Below are 18700 nucleotides of genomic sequence, written 5' to 3' on the forward strand. Positions count from 1 at the left end.
CTAAAGGGTTTTAAAGACTGAATCTAGAAACATATATCAAACCTCAAAAACTTCTCAGCTATTATGATCCCAAGCTGCACTCCGAACAATTTCCTTCTAATTCGATATATGCCAGCCGCCTTCATCCAAGGAAGGAATTGCTGGTACAGAACCGCGGCTATTCTTTCCTGGACCTATTAAAAAATTTTTTCTGATTTGGTTTTGTCCTATATATTAATGGGTATTGATGAAGTTGTTCTATTCTGAAAAATGAGGCGAACATACCATCTGTTTTTTGATCATGAACATACCTAAAAGAACTCACATATGTTAACCTTTAGTAAACGGGCTAATAAAATGAAACCAATAAAGGCAGGTGAGGAGAAATGAATTTTCAAGTGGAGGAGCTAAGTAAGCTTTTACTAAATGGAAAGATTATGAAAGCCTGGGCCTATTTAGAATCCGTAGCAAATGGAAAAGACAGTAAGGTGTTTTATGACGCATTGAAGGAAACTATGTACTATGTGGGGGACTTATGGGAAGAAAATGTGATATCAGTAGCTGATGAACATATTGCCTCACATGTCTGCAAAAATTTGCTGGCTTACAAGTGTTTTCATTCAATTAAGCATGCGCCTGAAATACTTTCTTTTAGAAAGAAAAAAGCAATGTTTTTCTGTGTAGAAGGAGAAGAGCACGATTTAGGCGTTCACATGGTATCGAATTATTTTCAGGAGAATGGCTGGGAAACGAAATGTCTTGGAGCGAATCTTCCACTCGTACATGCAATGGATTTCGCCGAAAAATTCCGTCCTGAAGTCATTGGTCTCTCTGTTAACATTGCTTACAATCTTCCAGCCGTCAAAAAGTATATCGAAGCACTCGAGGAATTGCCTTTCGGACCGGCAATTTTAGTAGGAGGAAAGCTGGCTGAAAGCCACGACCTTGAGTTTCATTGCCCTCCTAATACCATGATTATACGTAATCTAACCGAGATTGAAGGGCTAATCAAATATATGGGGACTGTTCAATATGGAAACGCAATTAATGTCTAGTAAATATGAAAAGATACCCTTTTCCTACTTTATGGTGGATCGGAGATTAAACATCCTTTCTGTATCCAAGAGGACATTCAGTGAATTTGACGAGACCAGAAATTTCATTGATATCATAGGGATTGGCAGCAAGAAGAAGGCGGCTTCGTTTATTTTGGATACGCCCTCTATTTCAAAAGTTGAACTCAACATGAAAACGAAAAATAAACCGCTGTGTTTATTTGACATATACATTCAGTATGAGAATAAAGATACGATTCACATCTTCTGCATTAATAAAGAGGAATCCTTGGAGCCGGTTTATCAGGCGATGAAAAACCTTGAAATCGACCTGATGAAGGCAAACATGTCGCTGCTCGAAAAAAATTCACAGCTTGAAAAATCATTAAAAGAGATGAAAGAGATTGCCGTACAGAATCACCATCTTCGTTCATTTAAGGAGATTGCAGCAAGCATCTCGACCGACATATCCAGTCCGCTCACAAGCATAAAAGGATTCTTTAACCAAGTGAAACCCCACTTGATCGATCCCGGTGAAAAAAAACTAACATTTGAAGGGCTCAGTCGGGCTAATTATGATCTTTACGAATACTTATTCGATAAGCGTCAGCCCGTAATGTCGAAACGGAAGATCTTGCTTTCGCAGCTTCTGGATGATGCCACCCTGATTTCGAAAAGAGAAGCCATTAACTTTGGATGTGAAGTGCACTATCAGGCCAATCTAAAAAATCCGGTTCTCTTTGTAGACAATTGGAAAATAAAACAAGTCATTTTGAATATTGTAAGAAACGCAATGGAATCGTTTATGAGCTCCGATGAATGTGAAGGCAAGGTCGAAATCTTTACCAATTTAAAATCGGATACGATTGAAATTATTATAGAAGATAACGGCTGTGGAATGGGCAACGAAATCATGGAGAAACTCTTCATTCCATTCGCTTCCAGCAAAGAAGAAGGAAAGGGTCTCGGCCTTGCTGTCAGCATGGAAATCCTAAAAAACCATGAAGGCAAAATCAAAATTGATAGCGAAAGCGGCCATGGAACAAGAGTCACGCTTATCCTGCCGTATGTGGAAATATATTAAAAGAGCGCCCCCGATGCGGTGCTCTTTTTTGATGGACGGAAAATGCTTTATGTCAAATTTAAAATAGAATTGTCAGAAAAAACTTTTTTGTATATACTAGTATTAATTACTGCTCGAAGGAGGTGGAGAAGAGATGAAACGTTCTGTGATTGCATTGGCTGAGAGATTGAGTTTCCTTTATTTATGCCGTGCGATTTTTCATGCTGCAGCTGCCAAGGGGACACGTCTGTCCTTTTATCGCAACTGCATAGCTGAACCGGAATGTTAAGAAGATCTCTTATCCGCCAATTAATTGTGCGATTGGGGAGGGCTTGTTAGCTCTCCCTTTTTGTGTCCGCATTTACAGGCTGACACACGATATCTTGAACCATTTCCATTCAGCTATGCTCCTTTCAATATAAAAAACCATCGAAAAGGAGTAACGATTATGATTATTTGTTCGGGTCAAAATATATCAAAGTCCTTTGGCGGACATACGCTGTTTGAAAATTTATCCTTTGAAATTCATGAGAATGACAGAATTGGATTGGTTGGAAGGAATGGAACGGGTAAGACAACGATCTTTAAATTATTGAAAGGAATTGAGGATCCTGATGGCGGTGCTATATCAATTCGAAGGGGTACGAAAACGGGATATCTCGCACAAATTCCAAAATCCGAACAGGGAGAAACGGCAGAGGGAATGCTGCGGAGAGCATTTACTCATTTACTAGCTATAAAAGATCGGATGACAGCACTTGAAAAAGAGATGGCGTCTGCAGATTCACTTAATTTGGATAGGAAGCTTACTCAATACGGCAGCTTTCAAGAGGAATTTGAACGGAGTGGGGGATATGAGGCTGACGCCAAGCTGAATAAAGTGGCAGCAGGGTTGGGGATAAAAGATCTGCTGAATCAGTCCTTTCATTCGCTGAGCGGAGGCGAAAAGACGAAGGTGGGACTCGGGCTGATTCTGCTCGAGGAGCCTGACCTGCTGCTGCTCGATGAACCGACAAACCACTTAGACATACGCGCTGTGGAATGGCTAGAGCAGTTCCTGAAGGAGTACAAGGGGACAGTGATCCTCATTTCTCATGACCGGCAATTTCTTGATGAGGCATCGACGAAAATTATGGATTTAGATGAAGGCGAAATTACAGTCTATCATAGTAATTACTCCGGATTCATAGAAGAGAAACAGAAGCGGCTAATGAATGAATTTCAGGCTTATCAGGAACAGCAAAAAAAGATAAAAAAGATGAAAGAAGCAATCAAGCAGCTTAAAGAATGGGCGAATCAGGCAAATCCACCTAGTGAAAGTCTTCATAAACGCGCCCGGAATATGGAACGCGCTTTAGAACGAATGGAGAAGCTGAAGCGTCCGATTTTGGAGCACAGGAGGATGGGCCTGCAGTTTGAAGGCTCAGAGCGAAGCGGAAAAAGGGCAATTTCGATAGAGGGTGTATCGAAAGCATTCGGCGAAAAAAAACTTTTTTCAGAAGTGAATCTGGAGCTCTTTTACCGTGACCGCCTGGCGATTGTCGGAGAAAATGGTTCAGGCAAATCCACTCTGATCCGGATGATCTTAGGAGAAGAGAAGCCGGATAGCGGTACAGCACGGCTCGACAGCAGTGTTAAGACCGGTTATCTTGCCCAGCAGCTGATTTCTGCAGCAGAGGGGGAAATGACCGTCATCCAATATTTTCGTGAAGGACTTTCCATGACAGAGGAAAATGCAAGACACATACTGGCAAAATTCCTTTTCTACGGTGCTTCTGTTTTCAAGAAAATGGTGAATACAAGCGGAGGGGAGCGCATGAGAATTCAGCTTGCGAAGCTGATGCAAAAGGACATTAACCTTTTGATTCTCGATGAGCCGACGAACCACCTGGATATTGAGTCGCGCGAGGTGCTGGAGGATGCGATCGACGAATTTGAAGGGACAGTGCTGGCAGTATCCCATGACCGGTATTTTTTAGAAAAACTGTTTACGAAAACAGCCTGGATTCACGGAGGCACGGTTTATCCATTCGAAGGAAGCTACCTTTACACGAGGGGGAAAATGGAGCCCATTTTCATGGCAGCAGCTGAACAAAGCAAGTCTTCTGCTCCTGCAAAAGAACATGCGTCAAAACCAGCAAAAGAAATCACGGCAGAGGAAATTGAGGAAGAGCTTATGGCCATAGAGGATAGCTTAAGAAATCTATCCACTGAATCCAAGGATTTCTCGAAATTGAAAACCAGATGGCGGGAATTGTACGATCAGCTTGATTCAATCATTTAATTAAGGAACATTGAGAAGCGTCATTCCATTAGGAGCGGCGCTTTTCTTAAATGAGTTTGTATTTTAGCTGTTTTCGCAAATATGGTGCTATGAAATAATAATGGCGTTCCAATCAACCTATGTTAGAAGAACCTAAGTAAGCACTCCATCCTTTAGATAAGAATCTTTCAACAATAAAAGCTTGCCCCTACAGATTAGGTGCAAGCTTCTCAAGAAATGAACCGGAGCAGAGCCGGAATAAGGGAGTAGCCCCACAGGAGGGTGAGAAATCCAGCTAATATCATGGACAGGCTCGAAAATGTTCCTTCGAGTTCTCCATATTCCATTGCTTTGGATGTTCCAACGCCATGGGCAGCCATACCGAGCATCAAGCCTTTTGCAATCGGTGTTTTTATCGACATCCACTTGATGATGGAAGGTCCAATGATTCCGCCTATAATTCCGGTTATGATGACAAAAACGGTGGTGAGTGCAGGAAGTCCGCCGATTTCCTTCGATACTTCAATCGCGATTGGGGTTGTTATGGATCTTGGCAAAATGCTGATTATCCAGTCCCCATTCAAATGAACCCAAAGTGCAAGAAGAAAAGATGTAAGAATGGCAGCAACAGAACCAGCCGTTACGCTAAAGAAAATTTCCGCCATGTACTTTTTGATCAGGCCGGCATGCTTGTAAATCGGTACGGCAAATGCAACCGTAGCCGGACCAAGCATATGGGTAAGAATCCTCGAAAGATCCATATATTCCGAAGCCGAAACGTCAAACAGCCGAATCAGGCCTATCAATATTATGGGACAAATGAGGAGGGGATGAAGCAAAGGGAAAGAAAATTTTTGATAAACGAATTTGACAAGCCGATAGACGATATAGGTGATAACTGCTGCCAGCATAAGCTCAATCAGCATCAGGGATGGCCTCCTTTCTGCGGTTATTGATTCTCTCTGCCGTAAATGCCGTCGCGCCCATAACCAAAAACGTGCTGATCAGTATGATACCAAGCATTTGAAGCCCGACCCAGCCGAACAATTCTGTGTAATCAACAATTCCAACGGCGGATGGAACGAAAAACAGCAGCAGTTCTGCCAGAAGCCATGCTGCTCCTTTTTCTACCCACTCGAGCTTGATAATTCTAAAAGATAGAGCGAGAAGAAGAATGGCCATCCCCATCATTCCGGATGGAATTGGCAGAGACAATACACCCGTAATCCATATTCCAAAAAAATAAAAACAGTGTATAAAGGCAATTTGAGTAATAATTAGAATCCACTTCATTCCCAGACCTCCTTTCTCATAAAACAAAGAGCCCAATCAGGCTCTTCGTCTGCGGTGTTACTCTTCCGTTTTATCGTCCCCGCGCTGAGAAAATACCTTCTTTGCTACAGACAGAGCATTCAAAACTTTAGGAAACCCGGTGTAAGGAACAAGCTGAATGATGGATTCGGTAATTTCTTTTGGAGTCAGTCCGGCTGTTAAGCCTGTATTTAAGTGAAGCTCCAGCTGCGGCTCTGTTCCTTGTGTGACAAGGGAAGAAATGGTGACAAGCGCTCTTTGTTTATTGGTCAGTCCCTCACGTGAGTAAACCTCGCCATAGGCAAAATCAATAATCATATCTCCTACATCAGGAGCAATATCCTTCAGCTCTTCTACAATCCGAAGATGAGTCGAAATATCATCATCGGTTTTTAGTGTGTATTCCATCAGCTTATCAAGGCCCACCTGATGGCGGTCAAATGTTTTTGGCATAGTATATTCTCCTCTCTGTTTAACTCTATGAATAACGATAGCATGGAGAAGGATATTCGTGAAATATATAAATATTATAAATGGTATAACTTATTGTTATGGTTAGGGTCCGGGCAATCTTTGCTGAAATGAATATATATGGGGTTTGGTAAAAGGGGCAGGCGAAACAATAAATTTCATGAAAAATATTAATATGCTGTTCAGAAATTTAGTTTTTAACTTTTTAATATTGGATTGGTTTTGGCTGATTTCCGCTGCAGTAGGCTCAGTGACCGCCTGCAACGGAAATCAACAGCCAAGTTTAACAGAGCTAAATACATATTAGATAAAAATGGTTTAGAATGTATAACAGCAACAATCTATACAAAAACACACTACTAAAAAAAAAACCCGCCGGATGCGTTCCAGCGGGCAATTTCCTTAACAGTCTTTTTCATTCCCCCATCCGAAGCCGATCCTTCATTCCGAGAATAAACTCAATAAAGGCTCTGCCAGCAAATGTGGTGTATGTGTCTTTTGCTATGATGATGGCCAGCCGCCAAGGGATGGCTGGATTCTGAATCGGTATTTTCCTGATCCGGCTGCTTGTGATGCGGGTACAAATTGACTGGGGAAGGATGGTGACGCCAATTCCGGCAGCAGCCATTTCCGACATGAAATCCCATTGGGAGCTTTGAAATAAAATGTTCGGTTCGAACCCTGCATTGATGCAGTATTCCCGAACCAGTTCGTAAAGAGCAAAGTCTTCGCTGTAAAAAATGAAGTTTTCTTTGCTCAGCTGGGAAAGCTCCACTGCACTGCTCGAAGCGAGAGGATGGGAGTCGTTTACGAGGAGGACCATTTCCTCGTCCACGATTGGATAGGTCATAAAGCTTTCATCGTCTACAGGCAGGACGACTACTCCTATTTCGATATCTCCTGCAAGCACACTTTCGGCTACCTTTTTCGCTCCGAATTCAGTAATGTGAATTTTGATTTTTGGATGTGCTGAGTGAAAGGCTGCGAGCACCTTCGGGAAAAAGAGACTTCCGATAATAGGCGGTATTCCGATTTTGATGGTTCCGCTGCTGAGACCTTTCACATCGATGACGGATGAAAGAATATCTTCTTCGATTCCAATCATTTGGACGGCATGCCGGTATACGGAATGGCCGGCGTCTGTTAGTTCAAGTCCCTTATAATTGCGTATGATCAGAGGTAAACCGAGTTCGTCTTCAAGAGATTTAATCATTTTGCTTAAAGCCGGCTGGGAGACGAGCATTTTTTCAGCCGCTCTAGTGAAATTCTTTTGTCTGACGGCTTCTACGAAGTATTTCAGCTGTCTAAGTTCCATAGGTCACCTCTAAAGATTATTGGTTTAACTGTAGCGGTCTTTATGACGGCTGTCAAAAAACGGAGTTTGACTGATCATTAAGGAGATAGAGGTCTCTGATGAATTACATCACTCTGTATGGAAAGCTTACGATAACACAGATCAGGGGAAGCGGAGATTACAAGTTCAGGAAAACGGGTATCAGCCAACATAGGCAATCAACCGCAGGTGTTAATGCGATTTACTTCAAAGAAGAAAGATGCTCCTTTTGTAAAGCAATCACACCCGTCTGGGTTTGCACATTATGAATCTCACGAAACGATGGGCGGAAAACAGATGCTTCCTCCTGACATCGAAGCCAAGTAGAGGAGAAATTACCGCCTGTTTTTGTAAGTGACCCGAAAGGATGAGTTAAAATGATTTCCATCAGCCCCAGTGATTTATCTGCTTTAGAAAATTACAAGCTGCTGATTGGCAGTGTAATTCCAAGGCCAATTGCCTTTGTCACCTCCATTTCTGAGGATGATATAGTGAATGGTGCGCCATTCAGCTTTTTTAATGTAGCTTCATCTGAACCCCCTCTTTTGACGATTGCGGTGCAGCGAACCGAAGGGAAAATGAAGGACACCGCCCGTAATATAGTGAACAACAAGGAATTTGTTATTCACGTAACAGATGAGGAGAATGTTAAAAGCATCAACGAAACATCAGCCCCTCTGCCGCCTGACCAAAGTGAAATCGACTTTAGCGGTCTTACTCTGACACCGAGTCAGCAGATTCAAGTTCCGGGCATTGAGGAGGCAAAAATCCGATTTGAATGCGTCCTTGAGAAGCATTTGGAGCTTGGAGGCAGAGAAGGGGAGCCTGCTGTTGATTTTATTATTGGGCGCGTCGTGCAGTATCATTTTAAGAAGAACGTATACAAAGAAGGAAAAATCATGGAGAGGGAGCTTGAAGCCGTCAGCCGTCTTGCCGGTACGAAATACGGGAAAATCGGTGAAATATTCTCCATGGAACGTCCTAAATGAAAAGCAGGAAGCCGTTAATGGCTTCCTGCTTTTCTGTTATAGAGCTCCTTTATAAGTAAGAACTCCTGTCATAGCCTGTTTAAAATCCGTGATGGCTTTTTCACGCCATTTTGTTTCATATGGATAAAAAAGTTCTTTGTAGCGGGCCTGAATAATGAGCATGCTGATATCGCTGGAAGACCCGTACTGATAAAGCTGGTTCTCTTCAACTGTCCGTTTAAGAGATTGAATGGAATCAATCGTGCCGTCTCCAAGTGTCCCGAATTCAAAGGTTGTGGAGTAGAAATCTTTTTCTGGTGCTTTCTGTTTTGCAAGAGCGGTAAAGTACTCGGTAATATCTCCAGTGGATGCGTAAAATTCTTCACAATCCGGTGTCAGAACAAGCGGATATTGGTAGGCTTCCTGAGCCTCGGACTGTGATAGAGTTTCGGCAGATGAACTGAAGATGCTCATTTGGTAGCGCGGCCCGTACCCAGTGTGTAAATCGATATGAATGATTTGCTTATAAGGGGTTGCCAGAATGCTTTCAAATTCCTGCTTCATAAATACAGTTGATTTTTCATCTTTTGTTCCGCCATAATACACGCCTTTAGGGTTTGTATATTGGCCGGTGAGAAGAGCGCCTTGTACTTTATCTGTACCTGCAGTTAGCGCTGTTTTAGCAAGAGAAGCTGTAAATTCGGCATCATGGGCAACAATGCTTCCGATTTTGCTTTTCGGCTCGAAAAAGCTTTCCAGCTCTTTGTATGTTTTATTGCTGTTCAGATCAAACTTACTCCAGTCTTGAATAAAGTTCCTGTTCAAATCTACGTTGTTTTCATTGTAACGGCGGAAGTTTTTCATGCCCCATGGATTGATGGAGTGAACGAGATAAAGCCCCGTTGTATCAGGATTCAATTTCTGAATAAATTCTTTCATGAAAACATCCTGCATGGCGGATCCTGTGTAGCCTTCAATACCATGGGTACCACTTGATAAGACAATCAGTGTATCTTTTGATTTTGCTGCATCAGCTTTTAATAGATCGATTGCTAAGTCTTCGGAATCGGAAATCCGGAAGCTTTGTTTAGTAGTATTCTCCCATCTTGATTTTAGTACAGACTCATAGGTCCGGAAGCGGTCTCTGGACTGTTCATACGTTTTTGGAAAGCTTGATACATTTCTTTCGCTGAAGCTTCCTGTACTTGCTGCAAGCAAGTGGTTGGGAATAACAACATTCAATAGAAATAGAGCGGCAATCATTGAAAATATTGCTTTTTTTGCTTTCATAAGATCCTCCATTATATTAAAATAGCTGTTTTTATAGCCTAATGGTATTATGGACTATATACCTATTAAATTCTACATAAAATGTGGAAATTTTGGAAAATATGCCGATATAAAAGATAATGTGAAATGAAAGAAGGGGTTTCAAAGTGGAAGAGTTTCATTTAAAGAAGCGGAATCTAAAAAATGTTTCAGCCATATTGTTTAGATTGTTTTTAATTGCAGGAAGCATCTTTTTCGCAAATAGTATTATCCAGAAAATCCTTTACGGCATTCCGAAGATTACCTTTATGAATGTAGCCTATAATTTTCTGTTCCTTTTGTTTTTGTATCCTGCTCTGCACTATAAATTTAAGAAAGATGATGAACAGTTTAAGAGATTGGCAGTCTGGACCATGACGGTCTTTGCCTTTTTGCTGAATACAGATTCCTGGGTGAATGTTCCGTTCGTATGGCTGATCCCGCTCGGAATTGCTGCCCTTTTTGCAGATTCCAGACTGATGAGAAAAGCGTTTTATGTTTCCCTTCCATTAATAGTCGCTGCGCAATTTGCCCATCTGTATCTTGCCGATCCGATGGACATTGAGACAAGCATGCAGCGCAGTATCCTGACGGCCGTTTATTACGGGGTGCAATTCCTGTTTGTAGGATTGCTGCTATCAAACAGCACGAAAAGGTTTGATGGAATGCTCCTGGAAAGTGAATTGCTGAAGGATCAAATGAATGAAGTGCTGATGAAGAATCAGGTGGCATCCACCGAAATCGGCGGCCATGTAGAAGAATTAAATATGAATATTTCAGATACAAGCGGGGGGATTATTCAGATTAATGATGCAATCCGGTCTATTCACTCAGATTCGGTTCATTTCCAAGAAGATATGAAGAAAACTTCTTCAGAGATGAAATCGATGGTCCACGAGCTTGAGTCCTCTAAGGAGCTTACTGACCGGATTTCGGATTATTCCGGCAGGATCAACGGATTAATTCAGATTAATAAACAGCATTTAACAAATGCGATCGACAGTATTAATGAAGTGAAGGAATCATCAGGGAATTCCATTAAACACGTAGAGATGCTTACGGAGAAAACGTCTGAGGTTGAAAAGGTGCTGAGTGCAATCAGAACGATTGCCGACCAGACAAACCTGCTGGCTCTGAATGCAGCCATCGAGGCAGCGAGAGCAGGGGAACACGGAAAGGGCTTTGCGGTGGTAGCTGATGAGGTCAGAAAGCTTGCGGAGCAATCTTCCCAATCTTCCCAAGTCATTCAGGACATTTTAAAGGAAATTCTGAATGCAAAGGAACAGGTTTCACAGTCTCTTCATAAAACATCTGACATGATCAATGAGAGTGTTGCTGTCATCTCAAAGACTACCGATGATTTTGATAAAATGGCTCATATTCAGGCAGAGAGCGAAGACCATTTAACGAAAGTCACAGAGCGGTTTGATCATTTGGCAGGCAGAGGCGGAGAGGTGGGGGATGTTATTGGCTCCCTTCAAAACCAGCATGAAGACAATGAAGATAAAATTGCTTCCGCTGCCTCCGCTATTGAACAAATCAGCGCCTCCATCCAGCAGGTTTCCGCTTTTGTAGAACAGGTTGATACGAAGGCGAAGTACCTTGTAAATGAAAAAAAATGAATAAGCTTAAGTTTTGAGTGAATAATACGGGCAGGCAGGTATTTAGAATGACCGGACGCATGTGCGGATTGTTCCTCAAGGGAGACTTCGCTTATGAAAACACTGATTATATTCGCTCATCCGAAGCTTGATAGCTTTAACGGGGCAATCCTGGAAGCAGTAATTGATGAATTGAAGGTCCTGCAGTCGGAAATCAGGGTTCGTGATTTGTATCGGATTGGATTTCAGCCAGTACTTGATGAAGATAATTATTCTGAGTTTTATCAGACAAAAATCCCGGCAGATATCGTGGAAGAACAGTCCTACTTGCTGTGGGCGGATCAGATTATTTTAATTTTTCCAACTTGGTGGTCGGGAATGCCGGCTATTTTAAAAGGCTATATAGACCGGGTGTTCTCGAATGGATTTGCTTTTAGAATGATCAAAAACGGAACTGAAGGGCTGCTTAAAGGGAAAAAGGGGCTAATCTTTCAGACGACTGGACAGCCCGAACAGAAATTAAAGCCTTCTCAGCTGACTATGGCCATGGAAACCGCGATGGATTACGGAATCTTTCATGCTTGCGGAATTGATACGGTATCCCACCAGTTTTTATATGGAGTCACCTACTCAGATCAAGCAACCAGGCAGCGAATGCTCCGGGAAATCCGCGATATTATTCAAATACTTTAAAGAAGCCGTCCCTATAAATGGAACGGCTTCTTCCTTCGTTTAATATTCCATCACAAGCATCGTCCAGTACTTGAGTGAAGGAACGGTAATGGTTACATTCTCATCCTTTTGAGAAAAGTGAACAGGAACTGGTGCTGCTTGACGGGAGTCAGGTGATGCAGCCCATATTTTTTTAACTGGTTTATCTTCCTTTATCTGAACTTCCAAACCCCGGATCAGGTCTGGTTCTGGCTGGGTGCCTTCTGCATCCCGCCATTCCATCGAATCAGCCTTAGTGAAGTTAATCATATGGATCATACGCTGCCGTCCGCTCGATTTTGAGAATCCCCAAATCTTGCCCTGCTCCGGTTCTGAGTTGATTTCTATATTAGATGAAGCCTTTAGAGGTACTTGGTGCAATCCATCGCCCCGCAAAAGATTTTGATAAGCAACAAGAAAATCGTAATAGCCAGTAAGCTGTTCTTTGAACCGTGCTGTCATTTTCAAATTCTTATTCGGGAAATACTCACTCGAAAGCATATGCTCTCCAAGCTCCAAATGAGCGCCTCCTGATGAAAAGATGACGCTGTTGGCAAGCAGCACACCAGGTACATTAAAGTTTCCCGGTTTTTCTTTTGACAGATTGTAATTCATATAGGCAGCCAGAACCGTATTTTTCCCGCCTGAATAGTCAGCATTGTCATCTATGATTCTTTTCAGATCCTTATACTGTTTGTATTCATCCCATACTTCCGTATACATAAAATTAACTGGAGTGGTTCCTATTTGTTCTTGGCCGTATTGATTCACAGCATTCATGACGAGTGATTTGTCAGGTGCTTTACTTTTTCCGTGATGAAGAAATTCGTCAAATTCCTCTTCAAGGTTCAACTTATTTCCATCATAATCATAAACCTCGCCCCGCGGTCCCAGCTGGTCAATGTGCCATCCATCAAAGGCAAGATGCTGATAGATCTCATTTTGCTTTGAAAGAATGTATTGCTGCCATTCCGGGTTTCCAGAGTTCAGTAAATACACATTGCTCTTCCAGTCCTCCGGTAGCGGATGGATGTCTTGTTCGGCGTGATTTTCATCCTTATAGACTCTCCATTCATCCTTGACCCCGTCCGGGCCGGCGTTCTCATATGTGCCGTAAATTAGATTATAAGCCATGGTTTGCATATTAAACTCTTTAGCGCTGGCTATATAGTTTTTTAAAACTGGGACAGAAACATCCCGATTTGCAATGTCCTCCCACTGCTGCTGAATCTCACCATCCTCCATTTTTAAAGGGTTATGGTGTTTGAATTGCCAGTCATAAAATTGAAGCCCATTTATATGATAGCGATTTAATTGCTTTAAGACCGAAGCAGAGTTTTCAGTGGCCTTATCAGAGAAATCGGATAAAAATCCGTAGCGCGGAAACTTGCTCCAATCGCTTGAAATGTCTATACCAATTGTAAAACGCTGCCCGTCAATAACCGTTTCCGCCAAATATCCTCTGTAGTCATCCTTTGGAGGAGTCCAGTTCCAGTTTGTTTTGCTTTTGCTTAACGAAACAGTTTGAGAATCAACCGGAGAATCCAGATGATAGTAACGAATGATTGCTGTTTTCTGCTTTGATTTTCGGGGGAGTGTTAAAGAGAAAGAGATGGTTTCGCCTGGAGCGAAGCGTGCCTTATTGAGATTAAGCTGTGCAGCGACTTCCTTTTCCGGTGAAGAATCAGGCTTGGGCTGAAGAGAATCATAAAGAAAAAACATGCCGAGCACCGCCAATATCAGGGTTAAAATAGCAAGGAAACGAATGGATCCTTTCATGAAAATTTCCTCCATATAAGAAAAGGGACTGCCGGCAGTAAACCGGCAGTCTCTTTAAATTATCGTACGGTAACGTCTCTTTTTTCATTTGCAGGGATGCTCACATAAAGCGTCTTCGTTTTTTCATCGAAGAAGTAAGTGCGGCTTCCGTTTGTTACTCTATCCACTGAGTTTACAGCTTTGTATTTCTTCATTCCAGCTGTCACTCTTCTAGGATTCTCTGCATTGTGAAGTTTTAGAGTATATTGATCTAGTTTCGTATCTTTATAATTTTGCTTAAGTTTCTTTTGTGAGAATACTACACTGTGCTTGCTTTTGCGCTCAACGGACAATTTCGTTTCGTTGAATTCACCTTTTTTCTTGGCATCAAGAGTAGCAGCATCATCTTCATAGAAGCTGTATTCTGCTTTCTTGTCAAGGTACGTGTCAAGTACAAGGTTTTCAAGCGGTTTTTCACCAGTGTATTGCTGTACATCACGTGTTGGAATCATAGAATCTTTTTTCACGAACATTGGCATTTCTTCAAGCTTAGCACTTACATGAATCGTGCGTCCGCCTTTGTATTCTTTTCCAGAAACAAAGTCAACCCAAGTGTGGCCTTCTGGAAGGTAAACATTACGGGAAGTTTGTCCTTCTTTTACAACAGGAGCAACCATTAGAGAATCACCGAACATGAATTGATCTGCGATGTCATATGTGTTTTCATCTTCCTGGAATTGGTACACAAGCGGCTGCTGAACTGGCTTACCTGTTTCAGAAGCATCTTGGAACGCGTTGTATAGGTAAGGAAGCAATTTGTAACGCTGTTCGATGTACTTTTTGCTGATTGATTCTACTTCTGGTCCGAATGCCCATGGCTCTTGACCTTGCTTGATTTCAGACTTTTTGTCACTATCGTAGTGAATACGGGCAAACGGATACAGGGATCCAATTTGAATCCAGCGGGCATACATTTCTGCAGTCGGACGTTTTGCAAATCCTCCGATATCCGTTCCAACGTTTGCTACACCGGACATTCCGATGTTCATATGGCTAGGAAGGGACATTTGCAGATGTTCCCAAGTACTAACTGTATCGCCAGTCCATAGTGCTGAATAACGCTGAGTTCCTGCATACATATCACGAGTCAGTACGAATGGACGCTCGTTTGGTTTGTGCATGCCCCAAGCATTATAAGTAGCCTCTGCTTCGTCATGGCCGTAAATGTTGTGGTACTCAGTGTGAAGAATTTTGTTATCGTCGTATCCAAAATAAGAATCAAGCGGCATTGTATGATTATGCTGTGCATCATCACGGAATACAGCTGGTTCATTCATGTCATTCCATACGCCGTCAATACCTTCGTCAAACAGAGCGCTGTGGTTTTTCGTCCACCAATCGCGAACTTCCTGTTTGGAGAAGTCAGGGAATACGGAATCTCCAGGCCAAACAGGTCCGACGAATGGAGTTCCGTCTGCATTTTTAGCCCAATAATCGTTTTTTGTACCTTCTTGGTAAGACTTATTGTTTTCATCCACTTTTACAGCGGGGTCATTGATGGCAATAGTATGGAACCCTTCCATTGCTTCAACTTGTTTAAGAGCATCTTTAAACTTGTCATTCCATGTGAATACGCGGAATCCATCCATGTAGTCGATGTCAAAGTGCATCGTGTCAACCGGGATTTTCTTTTCACGGTATGTTTTCGCTACATTTACAATTTCATCTGCATCATATTCCCACTTACTTTGGTGAAGTCCCATGGACCATTCAGGAGGAAGTTCCTGCTTTCCTGTAAGCTCAGTGTAGCGGTCAACAACGTCAGAGATTTCAGGACCGTTCATGAAGTAGTACGTTAAATCTCCGCCGTTAGCGTAGAAGTAGTAGTAGTCATCAGATTCTGAAGCCATTTCGTAGTATGAACGGTGAGTGTTATCGAACATAATTCCGTATGCTTTTTCATTCTTAAGACCAATAAAGAAAGGAATGCTTGTGTAGATGTATTTTGTATCTTTATCATATCCGTAAGCATCTGTATTCCACATTCCGATGCTTTCGCCGCGCTGGTTCAAATTCAGTCCAGCTTGCTCTCCGAAACCGTAGAATGCTTCATTTTTATCGGTTTTTTTGTAAACGTAAGGTTTTCCGTCTTCATAGCCGGATGTGCTTCCGTTTTCCATGTAATCTTCATTAATCACATTTCCTTTGTGATCCATGAATTTCACGCCGAATGTATCTTTTTTAATATGAATGATAAGTTCTTTTGTTTTTAACTCGTATACATTGCCTTTATCTTTTGCTGTGAATCTTGGAGTCTTCCAATCTTTCTTTGCGATACCGCGGGAAGTGTACTCTTCTTTTCCTTTTTCAAGGATGGATACCTTCGCAAGATCATCTGCAAACAGACGAATGAATGCGTCTTTGTTTCCAAGGTCAAATTTCACCCCGTTGTCGAGCTTTTCGATCCCTTTAACTGATAGCTTTTCCAGCTTGTCTTTCGCTAAGGGTGTATCTGCTTCCGGCTGTGTAACAGCTAGTGCGTTTGGAGCAAGAGCTGTTGCTGCCATTCCCATTGCAAGGGAAGCGGAGATAACTCCTTTAATGATGCGTTGTGACTTTTTCATCTTCCACCTCGTTAAAAAGATTTTTGTAAACCATTCGTTGTGCACACGATGGCACAAGTCAAAATATAGACTCAATCACATAATTTCGCAATCCATTAAATGTATATATATATGAGCGGAATCTAACATGCCATTGTACCTTTAACCCTTATAATTCAATAGTTTGCAAACGTTTTTCAAAGAATGTGGAACCAGTGCCGCATCGTTTAGAAAATAAACCGATATGTCTAGACAAGTTCATGGCGTTACATTATGTAGATCAATAGTCCTCTTTTGTGTAATAAAAGAAATATTTTAGATACTTCTATTGATAGATAAGGGTTCCAACGTAAATGAAAAGTAAAAATACGATATAAATCTATTTTTCTGAATATTTAAGCGAGCATCATTTTTGAAATTTCTATTCCGATAAAGGATAATTAAAAACGAAATCTGGTAAGTGAAGGGAGCTAGTTTAAATGGTTAAAAGTTTACAGGAAACCACCACACTTCATAATGGAGTGAAAATGCCATGGTTCGGTCTTGGTGTTTGGAAAGTAGAAGACGGGAACGAAGTGGTAAGCTCCGTAAAAGCTGCCATCAAAGCAGGATACCGCAGCATCGATACTGCAGCGGCATATAAAAATGAAGAAGGCGTTGGACAGGCTATTAAGGATAGCGGAATTCCCCGCGAAGAACTCTTCATTACAACAAAATTGTGGAATGCGGACCAAGGATATGATTCCGCACTAAAAGCATTCGAAGACAGCATGGAAAAATTGGGTCTGGATTATTTGGATCTCTATTTAATTCATTGGCCTGTTGAAGGAAAATACAAAGACTCCTGGAAAGCAATGGAGAAGCTTTACAAGGACGGCAAAATCAAAGCAATCGGAGTCAGCAACTTCCAGGTTCATCATTTGGAAGACTTAATGAAGGACGCTGAAGTGGTGCCGATGGTCAACCAAATTGAGTTCCATCCGAAGCTTTCACAGGAAAAAGTCCGGGCATTCTGTAAAGAAAACAGCATCCAGGTGGAAGCATGGTCTCCTTTAATGCAAGGGCAATTATTTGAGGAACCGGTTTTGAAGGAAATTGCTGAAAAACACGGTAAGTCCGTGGCACACGTTATTCTCCGCTGGGATATTCAAAGCGGTGTCGTGACCATTCCTAAATCCGTTAAAGAACACCGCATTCAAGGAAATGCCGATATCTTTGATTTTGAACTGACTCAAGAGGACATGGAAAAAATCGACGCGTTGAATGAAGACAAGCGGGTAGGTCCAGATCCTGATAACTTTGATTTCTAATAAAATGAAAACCGCCCCGCTTCGATTGAAGCAGGGCGGTTTTTTTAAGGTTTCCATCGTTTCATGTCAGCAGGAAACGGAGCGGTTAAATCGATTTTTTCATTTGTAATAGGATGGTGAAAGCGGATGCGTGCTGCATGCAGTGCTTGTCTTTCTATTAAGTCTGAAGGAGTTCCGTATAGCCTGTCTCCAATTATCGGGTTCCCGATATGACTTAGATGTACCCGGATTTGATGTGTTCTTCCGGTTTCAAGCTGAACCTTTAAAACGGCTGCGGAAGAACTGCTCTGCACCATTTCATAATGGGTAACAGCAGGCTGGCCTCCGGGAGATACCCTTCTTTTAGAGGGGTGATGGCGATCTTTCCCGATGGGCTGGGAAATCGTCCCTTTCTTAGGTTTCGGCTCTCCTTGAACAGCCGCAATATAGGTGCGGGAAATCAAATGCTCCTGCAGGGCCTTATCCATAATAGCCTGTGCGAGGGCATGCTTCGCAAATAAAATCGCCCCTGACGTATCCTCATCAAGCCGATGAACATGGCGAACCGCAGCATCCTCTCCCTGCATCATGTAGTAAAAAGCAAGAGCATTCGCGAGTGTGCCGGTTTCTCCAGGAGAATTCGGGTGGGTCTTCATGCCTGCCGGTTTATTTATAGCAATTATATGATCATCTTCAAACAAAATATCAAGCTCCATGAATTCTGAAACGATATCATTCTTCTCTGCCTTAAAAACCTCAAGGCTGACAACGTCGCCATTATGGACGAGCGGATTTTCCGCACTAAGAATTGTTCCATTAACCTTTAAGCCGTTTGCTTTACGGTAATGATGAATGACTCCTTTTGACGCACCGGCTGTTTGAATCAAGAATTCATTCACATATACAGGTGCAAGATCAGTCACTTTATACTCAAGCCATGTACCTCTTTTTCTCATCCATTTTCCCCTTATCTTAGCAGTTTCTAGA

At 42.1% G+C, this 18700-nt stretch carries 16 protein-coding genes; 8 read left to right on the top strand and 8 right to left on the bottom strand.

Features of this window, described 5'->3' with window-relative positions:
* Positions 1-365 precede the first annotated feature (365 nt).
* The 4 genes from J9317_RS04595 (at position 366) to abc-f (ending at position 4381) form a co-directional block, all read left to right on the top strand.
* On the top strand, positions 366-1034 hold the full coding sequence (locus J9317_RS04595; protein WP_211556681.1) for a cobalamin B12-binding domain-containing protein: 669 nt from the start codon (positions 366-368) through the stop codon (positions 1032-1034).
* Complete coding sequence (locus tag J9317_RS04600) at positions 1012-2118, top strand: ATP-binding protein (protein ID WP_211556682.1); 1107 nt, start codon at positions 1012-1014, stop codon at positions 2116-2118. The genes J9317_RS04595 and J9317_RS04600 overlap by 23 nt, the downstream gene beginning before the upstream one ends.
* 133 nt (positions 2119-2251) lie before the next feature.
* On the top strand, positions 2252-2386 hold the full coding sequence (locus tag J9317_RS20760; protein ID WP_284143254.1) for an RAxF-45 family protein: 135 nt from the start codon (positions 2252-2254) through the stop codon (positions 2384-2386).
* A 159-nt stretch (positions 2387-2545) separates the two neighbouring features.
* Positions 2546-4381, top strand: a complete 1836-nt coding sequence (abc-f, locus tag J9317_RS04605; RefSeq protein WP_211556683.1) for a ribosomal protection-like ABC-F family protein — start codon at positions 2546-2548, stop codon at positions 4379-4381.
* A gap of 209 nt (positions 4382-4590) precedes the next feature.
* On the opposite strand, the gene J9317_RS04610 is transcribed toward abc-f, so the two are convergent.
* The 4 genes from J9317_RS04610 to J9317_RS04625 form a co-directional block, all read right to left on the bottom strand.
* Positions 4591-5286: an LrgB family protein gene (locus tag J9317_RS04610; protein ID WP_211556684.1), complete on the bottom strand. Its 696-nt coding sequence runs from the start codon at positions 5284-5286 to the stop codon at positions 4591-4593.
* Positions 5276-5653, bottom strand: a complete 378-nt coding sequence (locus J9317_RS04615; RefSeq protein ID WP_211556685.1) for a CidA/LrgA family protein — start codon at positions 5651-5653, stop codon at positions 5276-5278. The genes J9317_RS04610 and J9317_RS04615 overlap by 11 nt, the downstream gene beginning before the upstream one ends.
* 57 nt (positions 5654-5710) lie before the next feature.
* Positions 5711-6124, bottom strand: a complete 414-nt coding sequence (locus J9317_RS04620; RefSeq protein WP_211556686.1) for a carboxymuconolactone decarboxylase family protein — start codon at positions 6122-6124, stop codon at positions 5711-5713.
* 433 nt (positions 6125-6557) lie between these two features.
* Positions 6558-7457 (bottom strand): LysR family transcriptional regulator, encoded by a 900-nt coding sequence (locus J9317_RS04625; RefSeq protein ID WP_211556687.1) that lies wholly within the window; start codon positions 7455-7457, stop codon positions 6558-6560.
* Positions 7458-7852: 395 nt separating this feature from the next.
* Between J9317_RS04625 and J9317_RS04630 the strand changes: the two genes are divergently transcribed.
* Entirely contained in the window at positions 7853-8464 is a 612-nt protein-coding gene (locus J9317_RS04630) for a flavin reductase family protein (RefSeq protein ID WP_211556688.1), read from the top strand.
* Between the two features lie 36 nt (positions 8465-8500).
* Here the strand turns inward: J9317_RS04630 and J9317_RS04635 are convergent, their stop codons facing one another.
* On the bottom strand, positions 8501-9733 hold the full coding sequence (locus tag J9317_RS04635; RefSeq protein WP_211556689.1) for a M14 family metallopeptidase: 1233 nt from the start codon (positions 9731-9733) through the stop codon (positions 8501-8503).
* 146 nt (positions 9734-9879) lie between these two features.
* Here J9317_RS04635 and J9317_RS20890 point away from each other — a divergent pair, with 146 nt between their 5' ends.
* Together J9317_RS20890 and J9317_RS04645 are read left to right on the top strand one after the other, a co-directional pair.
* Positions 9880-11373: a methyl-accepting chemotaxis protein gene (locus J9317_RS20890; protein ID WP_211556690.1), complete on the top strand. Its 1494-nt coding sequence runs from the start codon at positions 9880-9882 to the stop codon at positions 11371-11373.
* A gap of 93 nt (positions 11374-11466) precedes the next feature.
* Complete coding sequence (locus J9317_RS04645; protein ID WP_211556691.1) at positions 11467-12045, top strand: NAD(P)H-dependent oxidoreductase; 579 nt, start codon at positions 11467-11469, stop codon at positions 12043-12045.
* Positions 12046-12084: 39 nt separating this feature from the next.
* Here J9317_RS04645 and J9317_RS04650 read toward each other — a convergent pair whose 3' ends face one another.
* Positions 12085-13842, bottom strand: a complete 1758-nt coding sequence (locus J9317_RS04650) for a glycoside hydrolase family 66 protein (protein WP_211556692.1) — start codon at positions 13840-13842, stop codon at positions 12085-12087.
* A gap of 59 nt (positions 13843-13901) precedes the next feature.
* On the bottom strand, positions 13902-16445 hold the full coding sequence (locus J9317_RS04655; protein ID WP_211556693.1) for a glycoside hydrolase family 31 protein: 2544 nt from the start codon (positions 16443-16445) through the stop codon (positions 13902-13904).
* A 458-nt stretch (positions 16446-16903) separates the two neighbouring features.
* On the opposite strand from J9317_RS04655, the gene J9317_RS04660 reads away from it, so the two are divergent.
* On the top strand, positions 16904-17734 hold the full coding sequence (locus J9317_RS04660) for an aldo/keto reductase (RefSeq protein WP_211556694.1): 831 nt from the start codon (positions 16904-16906) through the stop codon (positions 17732-17734).
* Positions 17735-17778: 44 nt separating this feature from the next.
* Here J9317_RS04660 and J9317_RS04665 read toward each other — a convergent pair whose 3' ends face one another.
* Positions 17779-18669, bottom strand: coding sequence for an RluA family pseudouridine synthase (locus tag J9317_RS04665; RefSeq protein WP_211556695.1), 891 nt, complete (start codon positions 18667-18669; stop codon positions 17779-17781).
* Positions 18670-18700 lie beyond the last annotated feature (31 nt).

This window comes from Metabacillus flavus, assembly GCF_018283675.1.
In the GTDB taxonomy this organism is placed as follows: domain Bacteria; phylum Bacillota; class Bacilli; order Bacillales; family Bacillaceae; genus Metabacillus_B; species Metabacillus_B flavus.